This window comes from Flagellimonas aquimarina (assembly GCF_003149745.1).
Taxonomy (GTDB): domain Bacteria; phylum Bacteroidota; class Bacteroidia; order Flavobacteriales; family Flavobacteriaceae; genus Flagellimonas; species Flagellimonas aquimarina.
Genome location: NZ_QGEG01000001.1, coordinates 1,355,367 through 1,370,160, shown reverse-complemented (window position 1 = coordinate 1,370,160; position 14,794 = coordinate 1,355,367). Strand labels below are relative to the sequence as shown.

General features: G+C 36.3%; 15 protein-coding genes. 10 read left to right on the top strand and 5 right to left on the bottom strand.

Features of this window, described 5'->3' with window-relative positions:
- The first annotated feature begins 77 nt into the window (after nucleotides 1–77).
- Complete coding sequence (locus tag DKG77_RS06295; RefSeq protein WP_165819352.1) at nucleotides 78–545, top strand: c-type cytochrome; 468 nt, start codon at nucleotides 78–80, stop codon at nucleotides 543–545.
- Between the two features lie 173 nt (nucleotides 546–718).
- Here the strand turns inward: DKG77_RS06295 and DKG77_RS06290 are convergent, their stop codons facing one another.
- Entirely contained in the window at nucleotides 719–1,870 is a 1,152-nt protein-coding gene (locus tag DKG77_RS06290) for a helix-turn-helix domain-containing protein (RefSeq protein ID WP_109661224.1), read from the bottom strand.
- Between the two features lie 136 nt (nucleotides 1,871–2,006).
- A complete protein-coding gene (locus DKG77_RS16885; protein WP_165819351.1) occupies nucleotides 2,007–2,333 on the bottom strand; it encodes a hypothetical protein in 327 nt (108 codons plus the stop codon).
- A gap of 186 nt (nucleotides 2,334–2,519) precedes the next feature.
- Here DKG77_RS16885 and DKG77_RS06280 point away from each other — a divergent pair, with 186 nt between their 5' ends.
- From DKG77_RS06280 to DKG77_RS06270, 3 genes are all read left to right on the top strand, one after another.
- Entirely contained in the window at nucleotides 2,520–3,248 is a 729-nt protein-coding gene (locus DKG77_RS06280) for an alpha/beta hydrolase (RefSeq protein WP_165819350.1), read from the top strand.
- Between the two features lie 23 nt (nucleotides 3,249–3,271).
- Nucleotides 3,272–4,144, top strand: coding sequence for a hypothetical protein (locus DKG77_RS06275; protein WP_109661219.1), 873 nt, complete (start codon nucleotides 3,272–3,274; stop codon nucleotides 4,142–4,144).
- A gap of 218 nt (nucleotides 4,145–4,362) precedes the next feature.
- Nucleotides 4,363–4,830, top strand: coding sequence for an Hsp20/alpha crystallin family protein (locus tag DKG77_RS06270; RefSeq protein ID WP_109661217.1), 468 nt, complete (start codon nucleotides 4,363–4,365; stop codon nucleotides 4,828–4,830).
- 260 nt (nucleotides 4,831–5,090) lie between these two features.
- On the opposite strand, the gene DKG77_RS06265 is transcribed toward DKG77_RS06270, so the two are convergent.
- On the bottom strand, nucleotides 5,091–5,738 hold the full coding sequence (locus tag DKG77_RS06265; RefSeq protein WP_109661215.1) for a YceI family protein: 648 nt from the start codon (nucleotides 5,736–5,738) through the stop codon (nucleotides 5,091–5,093).
- A 435-nt stretch (nucleotides 5,739–6,173) separates the two neighbouring features.
- Here DKG77_RS06265 and DKG77_RS06260 point away from each other — a divergent pair, with 435 nt between their 5' ends.
- Both DKG77_RS06260 and DKG77_RS06255 read left to right on the top strand, forming a co-directional pair.
- Entirely contained in the window at nucleotides 6,174–8,756 is a 2,583-nt protein-coding gene (locus DKG77_RS06260; protein WP_109661213.1) for a PAS domain S-box protein, read from the top strand.
- Nucleotides 8,757–8,820: 64 nt separating this feature from the next.
- On the top strand, nucleotides 8,821–9,891 hold the full coding sequence (locus DKG77_RS06255; protein WP_109661211.1) for a response regulator: 1,071 nt from the start codon (nucleotides 8,821–8,823) through the stop codon (nucleotides 9,889–9,891).
- A 122-nt stretch (nucleotides 9,892–10,013) separates the two neighbouring features.
- Here the strand turns inward: DKG77_RS06255 and ftsH are convergent, their stop codons facing one another.
- Complete coding sequence (gene ftsH, locus DKG77_RS06250) at nucleotides 10,014–11,933, bottom strand: ATP-dependent zinc metalloprotease FtsH (protein ID WP_109661210.1); 1,920 nt, start codon at nucleotides 11,931–11,933, stop codon at nucleotides 10,014–10,016.
- Complete coding sequence (locus tag DKG77_RS06245) at nucleotides 11,926–12,279, bottom strand: carboxymuconolactone decarboxylase family protein (RefSeq protein WP_109661208.1); 354 nt, start codon at nucleotides 12,277–12,279, stop codon at nucleotides 11,926–11,928. Before DKG77_RS06245 ends, ftsH begins: the two co-directional genes overlap by 8 nt.
- 130 nt (nucleotides 12,280–12,409) lie before the next feature.
- Here DKG77_RS06245 and DKG77_RS06240 point away from each other — a divergent pair, with 130 nt between their 5' ends.
- The 4 genes from DKG77_RS06240 to deoD all read left to right on the top strand — a co-directional run bounded on the left by DKG77_RS06240 (nucleotide 12,410) and on the right by deoD (nucleotide 14,793).
- A complete protein-coding gene (locus tag DKG77_RS06240) occupies nucleotides 12,410–12,793 on the top strand; it encodes a hypothetical protein (RefSeq protein WP_109661206.1) in 384 nt (127 codons plus the stop codon).
- A gap of 223 nt (nucleotides 12,794–13,016) precedes the next feature.
- The gene (locus DKG77_RS06235) at nucleotides 13,017–13,421 is read left to right on the top strand and encodes a hypothetical protein (protein ID WP_109661203.1); all 405 of its coding nucleotides are present in this window, start codon (nucleotides 13,017–13,019) and stop codon (nucleotides 13,419–13,421) included.
- 19 nt (nucleotides 13,422–13,440) lie between these two features.
- On the top strand, nucleotides 13,441–14,079 hold the full coding sequence (gene deoC, locus DKG77_RS06230) for a deoxyribose-phosphate aldolase (RefSeq protein ID WP_109661485.1): 639 nt from the start codon (nucleotides 13,441–13,443) through the stop codon (nucleotides 14,077–14,079).
- A 15-nt stretch (nucleotides 14,080–14,094) separates the two neighbouring features.
- Complete coding sequence (gene deoD, locus DKG77_RS06225; RefSeq protein WP_109661201.1) at nucleotides 14,095–14,793, top strand: purine-nucleoside phosphorylase; 699 nt, start codon at nucleotides 14,095–14,097, stop codon at nucleotides 14,791–14,793.
- Nucleotide 14,794: the final 1 nt, after the last annotated feature.

The following is a 14,794-nucleotide window of genomic DNA, read 5'->3' as shown; positions in this document are numbered from 1 at the left end:
GTTCTTTATAGACGCTAAGTTTGTTTTGATCAATTATAATAATGGTAAATCAAAGCTTTAATTTAAAACAACAACTTATGTCTGGTAAAAACAAACCTTTGTGTGATCTGTCGAACTATTTACTGATCTTCATCTTATTATGTGGGAGCTTGTTCATAAGCAGTTGCAATCAGCAAGGGCGTGGATTTGCATTACCTGCAGGCGATATTGAAGAAGGAAAAGCCACCTATAAAAGGTTGGACTGTAATACATGTCATAGTATTTCTGAAATCGAGTGGAAAGGAGGAAGCGATAGTCTTAAAATACATCTTGGTGGTGAAGTTCCTAAAGAGAAATCATATGGAGACCTGGTCACTTCAGTTATAAATCCTTCACACAAAATCGCACAGAGCTACAAACAAAAAACCACCACCGAAAGAGGTCTTTCAAAGATGAAGAATTACAATGAAGTTATGACCGTACAGGAACTCATCGATTTAGTTACTTTTCTTCAAACAGAATATAAAGTAACAATACCATCAACTGATTACTATCCTTATTATTGACCAGTTTAGGATTGTATAAAAAAGTCTGAGGGAACCTGTGGCAATATCGTTTTGTTTCAAATAAAAGTACGACACCTAGGCACACAAGTACGCCAAAAATTACACTGATGAATTATTCAGTTCTTTTAACCTTCAGCGGAAGACACATCTTATAAATGCCAGGAATACATTTTTTAAGATTTCACCTTTAAATTGTTCTGAATGTACTCGGAAGGAGTAATTCCAGCTTGCTTTTTAAAGACTTTATTAAAGGTGTTTTTATTGTTAAACCCAGAATCATAAGCTATTGCCAAAATTGTCAAATCCCGATATTTTGGGTCCTTTAATCTATGCTTCACTTCATTGAACCTATACTCATTAATAAATTCATAGAAGCTTTTTCCCAACTCTATATTTAAAATTTGAGAAATTAAGTACTTAGGTTTCTTCAAGTGATCCGAAAGTTTTTGTAAAGAAAGGCCCGCATCTAAATATGGTCGTTCTGATTCCATATAGGAAACCAATTCGATAAGATGTTTTTGTAGATCTGAGTTACTGACTTTGGAGGTTTCATACTTTGAATTTTCATTGTTCAAAAAAACCTGTAAAAAAACTTTGCTATTTCTATAAAAGAATAGTACAATCATATTAATAGCTACGGCACAACATAACATCGTAATATAATACACTCGCCTATCTATTTCACCTTGAACGAAATACCAAACAACTCCAAGAAAGTCCACACTCCAGAATATCAAAAAGGCCCTGCTAAATTTAATTAGCCAATGATATTTATTTTCGAAAGACCTTATTTTGTTTCTCTCCTTTAGCTTTTTGAGCATTCTAATTGAGTAGTAGATATAACCAAAACTCACAACTATTTGAGCTAATAAAAATATCGCCACTTCTGGCGTAAGTTCAGCTTTAAGAAAGCTTAGTTGATATGTTAGCAATTCCGTTTTTTCCAAACTATTGAGAAGGTAAAATGGAGCAAAGAAAAGGGCACCTAACAAAAAGGGGGCAAAGTGTAAAAGATCTCTGGTTTGTAGTTTGATTTTCCGCTCCAATATTGATTTAATATAAAAATAATAACAAGGCCCAAGCAACATCAAGAAGGGTGTTGAAACATGTACTAAATGCGGAACAAAAGTGTAGAGATTTGTATGTAGCAATAGGTAGTTGAACAAATTTGTTGCCACGATCAGAATTAGCAAGGCCAAGAAAAAAATTGACTTACCCTTTTGCCTTCCAGTAAGCAGCATTCCTGCTAAAAATACCCCTTGAAAGGAACCAAAAAGAAGAATCACCGCCCAAAAATCAAATTCTATATTAAATAAACCTTCCATAAGCTTGGCGAATAAAATTACAAATTAAACATTGTCCTTTCTCACAATACCAATTTAGTATTCACTAATGCGTCATCCTAAACTTATAGACACATTCTAAAAAATTGTTTGACATACATTAGGAGCAGTCAAAAATTTATATGATGGAAAATACTTTTATTCTTAGAGCTGCATTAAAGGTTAATGGCTTTTTTTCTTTGTCAATGGCCTTGTTAACATTAATGTTTGCTAACTCGGTAACTGCAATTTCTGAGATGGCAAGGGGCAAGCCCTTAAATTTTGCACTCCAAATGATCATTTTTGGGTCAGTAGTACTAATTGCAGCATATAGAAAAAAAATATCCAGAATATTGGTCTGGATAATAATCCTTCTAGATTTTTTATATGTCATTCTTGAAATAGGCAACCTTTCATTTGCGAAAAATCTAAGTTCTGGTGGTTTTATCTTAATACTAATTTCCAATATGCTGGTATTGTTATTCGCAATATTCCAAACTAAAGGAGTAATAATCTATACCAAATCCTTAAGAACATCAAAACAATGAAACCCCTAAAATACTGCTTGCTTCTAGTACTAATACTTGGTAATTCAAAGGCTATATGTCAAACGTTACATGAAGTTTCCTTGCCCTTAACCTCTAAAATTGAAATGAAATCTAACTATGGGGCAGAATATTCAGTATACATTAGTTTGCCTGCCGAATATCTTAATTCTGATAAAACATATCCTGTAATTTATACAATGGATGGTGACCTTACTTTTGGGATAGTCTATAATTCCAGAGTATTAATGTCCTTTGGTCGAGAAATTCCTGAAGTGATTTTGGTCGGATTAGCCTATAAGGAAGGTTTTGAAAACATTCATAGTAATAGATTAAGAGATCTTACACCAACAAAGTGGCCTGAAGTCCAAATTGAAAAATTCACAGGAATTTCTGGCATTGAGAACTCTGGCGGGGCCGATAATTTTTTAAACTTTCTGGAAGATTGCGTCAAAAAATATATCAATGACAACTACCGAGCAAATAAAAATGATGAAACCTTAGTTGGGTACTCCTTAAGTGGACTTTTTGCAACATATGTAGCAAGTAAAAAAGAACCTTACTTCAACAAATACCTAATAGCAAGTCCATCATTGTGGTGGTTTGGCTCAAGTTTACCCGTTTTTTCAGATACCAATAAAGGATTACCTATGTATTGGTCGGTCGGGTCACAAGAAAATCAAGAGACAATGGTGAAACCTTGGAAAAAACTGACATCCGAGCTAAAGTCTGTTGGTTTTTTGATTAACCCAGAAATATTGGCGGATGAGGGGCATGTAACAGCTTTTAATAGTGCCTTTCACAGAGGGATTAAGTATTTATTTGGAATGGATTAATCTAAGAGTTAAAAAATAACATTATGAGATTAGGAGTTAAAACGTTCTGCTTTTTGGCAATTATTCTTGTTCAGTTAAGTTTAAAAGGACAATCAATAGATGATTTAGTTGATATTAGGCCAGAAATCATAAAAAAAGAGGGAGATTTTGTAACCGGACATTCAGAGAGGGAGAAAAAAGGACAAGAAATACTTGATCTGTGTTTTAAGGCACATGGATGGGATAGAGTTTCAAGTGTTAAAACCATAACAGCAATTTATAATGACGATTGGTCTCCTGCACTTGAGCAACTAAAGGCCTATAACAACTGGCCTTTGGAAAACCAGAAAGTAAGACACGACTTTTATGCATTTCAGCTAGGTTTTTCAAGAGTGAAATTATTAAATGGGCCAGGGGCAGATGAAATCTGGGGAATTGACAACAACATCCCATACAAAAGAATAAATCAAGAATTGAGTGTTATTGATGATGCCAATATGATTCCGGCTTTAGTTGGCAAAGAGTATTTTATACAACTGCCCTATTGGATAAATAAAATACCATTAGTAAACTATATAGAAGATAGAGTTATGGACGGCAAAACATATCATTTAGTTTATGGTACTTGGAAATCTGGTGAAGCGAACACTGAGTTTGATCAATATATTTTTTGGATAAACAAGGAAACAAAAATTTTAGAACTAGTTCAATATACGGTAAGAGTAGTCTCGCTAGGTGCGAGCGGATTTGTAGTGTTTGATGATTTTAACGAAGTTAATGGTGTTACTATTCCCTTTAGACATAAACTTGGATATCTTCCAACCAAAAAAGGACTAATTCATGAAATGATATTTGAATCTATCATTTTTGATTCAAAAGATATTACCGATAAGGAAATAAGGGTCTTGTCCAAATAATTTTTCTACACTTATACAGAGAAGATACTTTATTGATTCTCCTACATTTTATTTACAAGACCATTAAGTGTTTTCTAAGGGCCTTGTAAAGCGAACCTTTAGTAAAGGCTTAGAAATAAAAGCCCATTATCTGTTGACTGACGCACATCATTTGAAGGGTCTTTCTAGGTTACTAATTTCGGGGGTACAAGAATGTTTAACCTTAAAAACAAAGAACTATGTCACTAGTAAAATTTAGAAGAAGAAGACCGTTTGGAAGTCTTGCCCGACCCAATTTTTTTGATATGGATGATTTTTTCGACAATCGCTTTTGGGGAGATGATTTTACAAAAGGTCGGTTTTGGAATGGAAAAACCGTAGAACCTGCTTTAAATATCAAAGAAACCGATGATACTTTTGAAATTGAATTAGCTGCCCCCGGCTTTGCCAAAAAAGACTTTGAAGTTACCATTGAAGATGGGTGCATCAATATTTCTGCGGAAAAATCAAGTTCAGAAGAGGAAAAGGAAGAAAACTATACCAGAAGAGAGTTCAGCTACGATTCATTCAATCGTTCGCTACAGCTTCCTGAAAGTGTAAAAGAAGAGGAAATCAAAGCGCATTACGAAGACGGTATCCTTAGTTTTAATCTTGCCAAAAAAGAGGAAGCAAAAAAACAAAAACCTAAAGTTATCCAAGTCACTTAAAAGTCTCTTTTGAAAAAGTAGTTTTTAAAAACACCATCTTGCCAGGAATCTAAATATAGTTTCACACTAAATAGGTTTAAGCAAGAGGGTGTTCAGCTTTTCATTTCTATCTAATCATATTGTAAATTATTTGAAATTCTTTTGGTTTTCATTTGTGGTTGGTGAGCTTTTCAAAGGCTTCTTTGCTGCTTTCACATTGGAGAAAACATTTGGTATTTATCCTTACGATTTTGAATAACTCTATTTATCTAAGCCAATAATTAATCGGCATGCGGCCTTGTTTCAAGAGGCAGCTTGATTGTGATATCCACATTTGGCCACAATTTTGAAATACCATCCGCACCCATATGTAGTTCGTAACATTCTTGGTTGAGTGAAATCATGGCTTCCTCGCCTTCCCAATGAGATAAATTAATAGCCGAACTTAAGAATACAGTATCATTTTTCATCTTATATGTATAGCCAATCTGATTGGCAATCGCATTCATTTCCAAAATCATTTCTCCTTTGCTTTCAAGTGTAGTTTTTATTTCTCCCTTAATTGTATCGGTTCCAAAAACATCAAAAAAATAGGTCCTTAATTTTGTATCTCTTATAGTTTCGCCAGAATTAACTGAATTGATATTGATATTTATTACAGCTCCTTGAAGAAGTTCTTCTATTAAGGAGGTATTCCTGTTTTCAATATGTAGCTCAAAACTGTCAAAAGTGCCATTTACGGCCACTTTATCCGTAAATTTATAAGCTGTCCATTGTAAAACGGCACCTGCAGTGTCAATGGAGTAGACTCCTTTTTTTTCTGTCAATTCAGCCCCGGTTTTGGTTTTTTCTTCTTTTTTACCTCTTGTGTTACATGAGTTTATTGTCAAAATCATTAGCAACACACTTAAAAATTTGAGTGCTTTCATTTTTTCTTTTTTTAATTGTCCATTTATTAATGTGTTTCATCAATTGAACACTACTTACAATAACAAAACAAGGTTTACGGACTTATTCAAAGTTAGCTTTCAGAATGAACGCCCAGAATGATCTTCATCATTCGAGTTGGACTAAACAAAAGTTGATATTAATCAGTTTAGTCTAGGACAATACCTCATATATTTGGGAGTAATAAATTTTTTAGGAATTTATTATATTAAGTATTCCAACAGATACCAACCAAACTTCAAAAGTGTAAGCTTTTCTTGACCCCCAAGGATTGAAAAGATCATGAAATGGTATTATCACATTTGCAGATTCATTTTCTACCATACCAAATTGTGATCACAATTTAAATCGACCAATATTACTTACAGCAATACTGATTTTGATTTAAAAATACCAGATAACCTAAAACCATAAAAATGAACAGTGCGGATTCAAACACATCGAAAAATGGAAATGGAAACAAGACCCTATTTGAAAGTGACAGAAAACTCAGGACACTTGTAGGCAATCTACCAGGAATCGTATACAGATGTCGCAATGACAAAAAATGGACCATGGAGTTTATTAGTAATGGCTGTTATGAGCTTACTGGTTATACCTCAGATCAGTTTTATGGCCCCAACGGCATTAGTTGGGGCGATCTAATCCATGAAGATGATAGGGAGGAAATATGGAATAAAATACAAGAGGCACTCGCAACAAAACAACAGTTTCATTTAAACTATAGAGTTATATGTACCAATAACAAAGTCCACTGGGTAAGTGAACATGGTATTGGAGTGCCTGATCAAGACGGCAAACTCAATCACTTGGAAGGTTTTATAGAAAACATCACCAGTCAAAAAGAAGCCGAGGACATTCTAAAGACAAGGAACAGAGCCTTGAATGCTGCAGGTAAGGGCATTATAATCGCAGACGCCAAAGTAACCCGTTTTCCTATTATCTATGTGAATGAAGCCTTTGAAACAATCACAGGCTATAAAAAACAAGAGGTTATGGGTAAAAATTGTGACTTCTTACAAAGCGATGATAAAGATCAAGAAGGTATTGAGGTTATGAGAAATGCTTTAAAAAATGGAAGTTCTTGTAAGGTCGTCCTTCGTAATTACAAAAAAGATGGTTCGCTTTTTTGGAATGAGCTTGCCATTACTCCTGTAAGAAACAAAAAAGAAGAATTAACACATTTTATCGCAGTTCAAAACGACATAACCGATCGGAAAAATGAAGAAAAGTTAAAAGACCGGAAAAGATTGGTCTTAGAAATGATCATTAAAAACAGTTCACTTAACCAAATTGCTTTAAACATCGTTAAAATCTTAGAAGAGGACATCCAAGACTCCATTGTTGCCATATGGAAATTCAATAAGGATTCAAGTAAACTAGGAGTTCTTTCGGCACCAAACTTCCCTAAAGATTTCAGAGATGCGCTCAATGGGGTCATAATGAGTCCCAAATCATGTTCTTGTGGTATCGCGGGTCATTTAAAACAAGAGGTAATTGTAGAAAACATGTTATCCGACCCCTCTTGGCATGGTTTCGAAAGCTATCTGGCAGAACATAACCTTAAAGCCTGCTGGTCATATCCATTGCTCACATCTTCAGGAGAAGTTTTAGGTGTTTTGGCAGTCTATCAAAAAAATAGCAAAGTACCCACTGTAATTGAAGAAGGCCTTATAAAAGATACTACACAATTAGCAAGTTTGGCTCTGGAACAATATGTCATACGAGAAGCTTTACAACACAGCCAGAGACAACTGGAAACGTACACGCAAAAGCTTGAAAAAACAGTTGAGAATCGTACCACCGATCTTAGGGCAACAGTAAAGAAGCTGGAAGAATCCAATACCAATCTCGCAGATCAGATTTACGAAACAAAAATAGCAGAAGAAAGGGCAAAGACCAGTGAGGCACTGTTCTCGGCAATTGCCAAAAACTTTCCCAAAGGGGTTATCCTTTTGGTGAATGATACCATGGAAATCATTTATATGGAAGGCACAGCATTGGAGCGTGTAAGACAGCAAAAAACACACTTTGAAAAAATTAATATAGATGATATCAAGAATTTTTCTAAAAGGCGGAAAGCCATTTTTAAAGATTACATAAGTGCTACCCTTAATGGAGAGCATTTAAGCTTTGAAACGAAATATAGAGGAGTGAGCTTTGTTGTAAACACCACCCCTTTGCAAGGAAACGGTAACGGTATAACGCATGCTCTCATGGTGTTCAATGACATTTCTGATAGGAAAAAAGCGGAGCATAAAATACAAATGGCGTTAAAGAAAGAGCAAGAGCTCAATGAATTAAAATCCCGTTTTATTTCTACGGCCTCCCATGAGTTTAGAACACCTCTTAGTATTATTCTCTCATCCGCCACCTTAATTGAAAAGCAGAACACCCCTGATAAAGGAGAAATACGTTTGCGGCATACCAAACAAATCAAATCGAATGTGCAAAATTTAGTTGTCATTCTTAACGATTTCCTCTCTTTGAGCAAACTTGAGGAAGGGGCCATTGTAGCTCACATGGAGCGGTTCGACCTAGTAAGGTTTTCAAAATTCCTGTGGGCAGAGGTTGAAATGAACAAGAAGACGGGACAAACTTTTGAAATAATTCATAAAACCCCAGAAATCCAAGTTTATCTAGACCCAAAACTAATGCGCCATATTCTTAGCAATTTACTTGGCAATGCAGTCAAATATTCAAACGAAAATCAACATATCATATTAAAAATAATTCAAGGTAAACATTCAGTATATATAGAAGTCATTGACCAAGGGATTGGTATACCAAAAGAAGAACAGAAAAATTTATTTCAACGTTTCTTTAGGGCTAAAAACAGCTTAGATATTCAAGGTACTGGACTAGGGTTACATATTGTAAAACAATACACAGAGCTTCTGGGCGGTACCATCAGTTTTAAAAGTGAACAAAATCAAGGGAGCACCTTCAGAGTTGATTTCCCCAATGCAATAAGGAACAATGAATCAGAAACTGAATAGGCTATTCAAATGTCTACCTATGTCTCTAACCAAAATATGTAAGACAATAACCAAAATATAAAAGATGAGAAAAGTACTGTTAATCGAAGACAACAAAGATGTTCTTGAGAACACGGCGGCTATTCTTGAATTTGCAGATTACAATGTATCTACTGCCAAGAATGGTGCCATAGGCATTGAAAAAGCTCGGCAATTTTTACCCGACATTATTTTATGTGATATAATGATGCCAGAAGTAGACGGATATACTGTTCTTGAAACCCTGGGCCAAGATAGCATAACAGCGAGCATACCATTCGTTTTTTTAACGGCCAAAAGTGATATAAAAGATGTAAGAATGGGAATGTCCTGCGGTGCGGATGATTATCTTATTAAACCTTTTGAAGAAAAGGAACTTTTGGATGCACTGGATATGCGGCTTAGAAAGAGTGATTTTTTAAAGCAAAAATTCTCAAAAAATGCAATGGGAATCAACACTTTTTTTAAGGAAGCATCCGAGTATCTTGGCATGGAGCTTTTATCAAAAAACAGGGAGCTACAGGAGTTTCAAGACAGAGAGGAAATATATCAGGAAGGAGAAACGGCAAACCATTTATATTTTATACAAAAAGGCAATGTAAAAGTATTTAAGGTCACCGAAGGTGGAAAAGAACTGGTCTCAGGTATTTATGGAGAAGGAGATTTTGTAGGACAGCTTTCTATTCTAAATAATTGCGGCACTTATTTAGAAACGGCCTCCGTTATTGAATATGCAGAAGTGTTGAGCATACCAAAAGAGGATTTTACAAAATTGGTCTATGGAAACAAAGTGATATCCAACAAGTTTTTGGACCTGATCTCAAATGATATGGTCCACCTTCAAGAACAATTGATGGATATGGCATTTGCATCTGTAAAACAACGTGCGGCAAAAGTGTTATTGGAGCTTTCTGAAAAAGGAATGATGGAGGATGCCATGCACCAAGGCATAAATATTCCCAGGGAAGACTTTGCCGGAATGATAGGAACCGCAACCGAAACTGCAATACGGGCTCTCTCTGAGTTTAAAAGACAGGGGCTTGTTGGACTTGGGGTGAAAAAAAAGTTGGTCTTGCTCGATGAAAATGGATTGAGACAGATTGCCGATTTTGGATAGTACAAAACAAAAATCAAAAGGTAACTTGTATAAAGGAACAAGCGTTAAATCATTTACAAAAGTCAACTATGTTTTTACTGTTAGATGTAAATCAAGATATGGCGCAACAAAAGAATCGCATTTTAAACAGATTGAGGAGCTTGGTCCCTTTTTCCCATAATACGTTCTAAATCTTCCCTTTCGGCCACTTCCTTTTCAAGCAAGAGTTGTGCAAGTTTTTCCAATTCTGCACGATGTTCTCGCAGTAGGCCTTTGGTCTTTTCATACATGGTAAAAATCAAATCTTGAACCTCTTTATCTATAAGTTTGGCCATATTTTCTCCATATGGCTTGCCTAAAAATCGTTCGTCCCGACCCGTTGAATCATAAAAGCTCATTGGTCCTATTTCTTTATCTAGGCCATAATAAGCGACCATTCCATAAGCTTGTTTGGTCACTTTTTCCAAATCATCCAAAGCCCCTGTGGATATTTCATTGTAGACAACATCTTCTGCTGCACGACCACCCAACAATGCACACATTTGATCCATAAATTGAGCCTTGGTAATGAGTTGGTGTTCTTCCGGTAGATACCATGCTGCCCCTAAAGACTTTCCTCTAGGGATTATGGATACTTTCATGAGGGAATCTACATTTTTTAAATACCAACTGGCAACCGCGTGACCGGCCTCATGGTACGCAATAATTTTCTTTTCTTTTGATGACAAAATCCTGCTTCTCCTTTCCAAACCACCCACTACACGGTCGCGTGCCTCAATAAAATCCACTTTTTCAACCAAGTCTTTTTTCTTTCGTGCTGCTATCAATGCAGCTTCATTACAAATATTGGCAATGTCAGCTCCAGAGAATCCCGGAGTTAAGGAGGCCAAGAGTTCAATTTCAATGTCATCCGCTTTTTTTATAGGACGCAGATGAACCTTAAAAATCTCCTTTCTTTCTTCTTTGTTTGGCAGTTCCAAATAAATGTGACGGTCAAATCTACCAGGTCGCAGTAAGGCCTTATCCAACACATCTGGCCTATTTGTAGCCGCTAAAACAATTACTCCTGTATTTTCTCCAAACCCATCCAGTTCTGCCAACAACTGATTTAAAGTGTTTTCCCTTTCATCGTTGGACTGAAATACGTTGACTTTATTTCTGGAACGCCCCACTGCATCTATTTCATCAATAAAAATAATACTGGGTGCCTTTTCCTTTGCTTTTTTAAAAAGATCTCTGACCCTTGATGCCCCTACACCCACAAACATTTCTACAAACTCTGATCCAGACAGTGAGAAAAAAGGAACTTTGGCTTCTCCGGCCACTGCTTTGGCCATTAAGGTTTTTCCAGTGCCCGGTGGCCCCACGAACATGACCCCTTTCGGAATTTTTGCTCCTAACTTTGTGTAATGGTCAGGATTTTTCAAAAAGTCAACGATCTCCATTACTTCAATCTTGGCTTCTTTCAATCCAGCTACATCTTCAAAGGTGGTTTTACTTTTAGAATCCTGTCCCATGAGTTTGGCTGTAGATTTCCCGAAATTGAAAAGAGAGGCACCTCCTCCCTGTCCTCCCCCCATCCGTCTAAGTATAAACATCCAAAACAGAACCAATAAAAAAATAGGAAAAAGCCAAGAAAGGATATTGGACCAACTAGTTCGTGTAACATAACGCACATCAATTTTGTCTTCTGGTAGAAAACCTTCCTGTGCTTTAGTCAGTTTATCCTCAAAACTTTGAACAGAACCCAGTTGTATCTTGTAGTGCGGGCTAAGTTCTGAAAACCCGACACGCGATGTTAAATCCTTGTGTCGCTCAAGACTAAGGCGGTCTTTTTTAATATAGATTTCGGCAAATTCTTTGTTTACGACAATTATTTTGGCCACATCGCCCTGTCGAAGCATTGCCTCATCAAATTCTAACCATCCAATTTCTTTTGTGCTTTGGGACGCGTTGAAGAAATAGGTGATAAAAATGAAGAAAACAAAGAACAAATAGAACCAATATGGATTTATACGCCCATTTGTTCTTTTGCTCTCTGTTTCTTTTGTCTCTTTAGCCATTTTGTAAAACTGAAAATTGATGGAGTGCTTCCAATGCCTCACAACCATACACAACAGCAGGACCACCGCCCATAAGGACCGCAACGCCTATCGTCTCTGTGATTTCTTCATTGGTGGCACCAGATTGTAAGGCGTCATGTACATGAAAGGCTATACAACCATCACATCTTACGGTAATGGCAATGCCCAAAGCAATAAGTTCTTTGATTTTTGTGGTGAGCGCTCCTGTTTCAATTCCAGATTTGTGAAGCTTGCCAAAAGCTCCCATCGTATCGGGTATGGCGCTTCCGAGTTCTTCCATCAACCGAGTTAACTCATGATACCGTTTTGAATGATCTTTTATCATAATAACACTTTAAATTCCTCTTACACCTTATTTGTTATAAATCTATTCCAAAGCATAGCGCCATGGAATGATATAGGTCATTTACTTGGGGATGCCGAATCCATTACTTTGTTCAATAAAATAATTTGTGATGAAAAAATTCATTTTATCCACGGTGGCATTTTTTGCATTAGCCGCACTGTTACAAAGTTGCGGCCCTGTTATTGTATCGCACAGATTGTCAGACCCGCCGCCCCCTTGGTTTTACCCGAACAGAATAGAAACCGTTAGATATGTCTTTTTTCCAGAATTCAGCATCTATTATGATTTGTCGGCCAGAACCTACATTTATCTTGATGGTGGTATATGGGTAAGACGAAATGTATTACCGCCGCGTTACCGTAGCTATAACCTGAGAAGATCTAGGTATGAACGGATAAGGGACTATCACGGGGATAATATTAGACGCTATCACGAAGAAAATAATTCCAATAGAGGGCGAAGCAATACAGGTGTACGGAGAAGGAGCAACTAATTTAAAACCTTATTTAGTTAAAATGAGCACTAACTATAATGGTTCCGGCACTTTCTGGATTTAGTGTACAAGAAAAGAAGGGAAAGAATTATATATCCTATAGCAACATCGCCAAGTATTTGCCAACCAGAATTGGTTGCCCCTCAATATATCCAATAATTGATTTTTGTCATAAAAAGACAAATCCAATAAGGCTATTTTTGAATAGTTAAACTAGTTCAAAATGTTAAATTCTGAGAGAATTGGTAATGAATATTACCAAAACCTGGGCAAACTCTTCTATGCGGTGGCCATGACCGATAAAAAAGTTAGACCGGTAGAAGTAAAACGACTGAGAAAATATGTTCGACAGTACTGGTTGGATATTGATGATTTTGAAGATGAATTTGAAACAGATTCGGCGTACCAGATAGAGATTGTTTTTGATTGGTTACAGGGCGAAGAAAAAGACGGCAGTGATTACTTTGATGAATTCAAGGGTTTCTATAAAGAGCACCCTAAAAAGTTTACTCCCAAATTAAAAGCGTTAATTTTAGATACGGCTGAGGCTATAGCAAATTCTTTTGCAGGAAAAAACAAGTCTGAAATGCTTATCATTTATAAGCTAAAGCTGCTATTTGACAGTTAATGCTACCCAAACGGAATATATGCACTTAGAGGATTATATTGACCATACCTTATTGAAGCCAACAGCTACAATTGCCGAAATTAAAAAACTTTGTGCTGATGCCATCAAATATGAACTCTATGCGGTTTGCGTGCATGGTTGCCACATTGCTTTGGCAAAAAATGAACTTAATGGAAGTCCTGTTAAATTGGCAGCAGTAGTTGGGTTTCCCTTGGGAGCCATGACCACTGAGGCCAAAGTTTTTGAAGCTAAAGAATGCATAAGTAATGGAGCAGACGAAATTGATATGGTCATCAACATAGGTTATTTAAAATCTGGCTTAGGCGAATTTGTTGAAAACGATATTAAAAAGGTGAAAAAAGCCATTGGCAATACAGTTTTAAAAGTAATTATAGAAACTTGTTTCCTTACAGATAAAGAAAAGGAAACTGCCTGTAAAATTGTTATGGATTCTGGTGCGGAATTTGTAAAAACCTCTACCGGATTTGGAAAAGGAGGAGCCACGTACGAAGATGTTATACTTATAAAAAAAATAATAGGTGACAAGGTTAAGATAAAAGCATCTGGTGGAATTAAGAATAAAGAAAGTGCATTAAAATATATAGATCTTGGTGTGTCTCGTATAGGTACTTCCTCAGGTCCATCATTACTATTATAAACCTAAAGTTCTTGGATGAGCATACATATAGAAGCCAAAAAAGGAGAAATTGCAGAAACTGTATTAATGCCGGGAGATCCCTTGCGCGCCAAATGGATAGCAGAAACTTTTTTTGAAAACCCCTTTTGTTACAATAAAGTTAGGGGCATGTTGGGATATACAGGGCATTATAATGGTAAAAGAGTTTCAGTACAAGGAAGTGGTATGGGCATGCCTTCTGCCATGATTTATTTTCACGAACTCATTAAAGATTATGGGGTTAAAAATATTATTCGCGTTGGCTCGGCTGGTTCGTATCAAAAAGATGTAAAATTGAACGATGTTGTATTGGCAATGGCGGCCTCAACCACCTCTGGCATGAACAATTCAAGGTTTATCAATTCTGATTATTCTCCAACGGCCGATTTCGACCTCTTTATTAAAGCAGTAAACTATGCCCAAGAAAGAGGAATTCCAATAAAAGCCGGCAATGTGCTTTCATCAGATGAGTTTTATGAAGACAATCCAGAAGAATACAAATTATGGGCTCAATATGGCATTCTTTGTGTAGAAATGGAAACTGCCGGACTTTATACCATTGCCGCTAAATATAATGTTAAAGCATTGACCGTATTGACCATTTCAGATTCTTTGGTCTCAGGTGAACGGCTAACCGCTTTGGAAAGGGAAACTTCTTTTAACAAAATGGTGGAAATTGCCTTGGCCGCCTCTTAGC

What these genes read in the sequence shown, in the direction of transcription:
- deoD (WP_109661201.1), top strand. Translation starts at nt 14,095, where the DNA reads ATGAGCATACATATAGAAGCCAAAAAAGGAGAAATTGCAGAAACTGTA.
- DKG77_RS06240 (WP_109661206.1), top strand. Translation starts at nt 12,410, where the DNA reads ATGAAAAAATTCATTTTATCCACGGTGGCATTTTTTGCATTAGCCGCA.
- DKG77_RS06265 (WP_109661215.1), bottom strand. Translation starts at nt 5,738, where the DNA reads ATGAAAGCACTCAAATTTTTAAGTGTGTTGCTAATGATTTTGACAATA.
- DKG77_RS06275 (WP_109661219.1), top strand. Translation starts at nt 3,272, where the DNA reads ATGAGATTAGGAGTTAAAACGTTCTGCTTTTTGGCAATTATTCTTGTT.
- DKG77_RS06235 (WP_109661203.1), top strand. Translation starts at nt 13,017, where the DNA reads ATGTTAAATTCTGAGAGAATTGGTAATGAATATTACCAAAACCTGGGC.
- deoC (WP_109661485.1), top strand. Translation starts at nt 13,441, where the DNA reads ATGCACTTAGAGGATTATATTGACCATACCTTATTGAAGCCAACAGCT.
- ftsH (WP_109661210.1), bottom strand. Translation starts at nt 11,933, where the DNA reads ATGGCTAAAGAGACAAAAGAAACAGAGAGCAAAAGAACAAATGGGCGT.
- DKG77_RS06245 (WP_109661208.1), bottom strand. Translation starts at nt 12,279, where the DNA reads ATGATAAAAGATCATTCAAAACGGTATCATGAGTTAACTCGGTTGATG.
- DKG77_RS06270 (WP_109661217.1), top strand. Translation starts at nt 4,363, where the DNA reads ATGTCACTAGTAAAATTTAGAAGAAGAAGACCGTTTGGAAGTCTTGCC.
- DKG77_RS06260 (WP_109661213.1), top strand. Translation starts at nt 6,174, where the DNA reads ATGAACAGTGCGGATTCAAACACATCGAAAAATGGAAATGGAAACAAG.
- DKG77_RS06290 (WP_109661224.1), bottom strand. Translation starts at nt 1,870, where the DNA reads ATGGAAGGTTTATTTAATATAGAATTTGATTTTTGGGCGGTGATTCTT.
- DKG77_RS06295 (WP_165819352.1), top strand. Translation starts at nt 78, where the DNA reads ATGTCTGGTAAAAACAAACCTTTGTGTGATCTGTCGAACTATTTACTG.
- DKG77_RS06280 (WP_165819350.1), top strand. Translation starts at nt 2,520, where the DNA reads ATGAAATCTAACTATGGGGCAGAATATTCAGTATACATTAGTTTGCCT.
- DKG77_RS06255 (WP_109661211.1), top strand. Translation starts at nt 8,821, where the DNA reads ATGAGAAAAGTACTGTTAATCGAAGACAACAAAGATGTTCTTGAGAAC.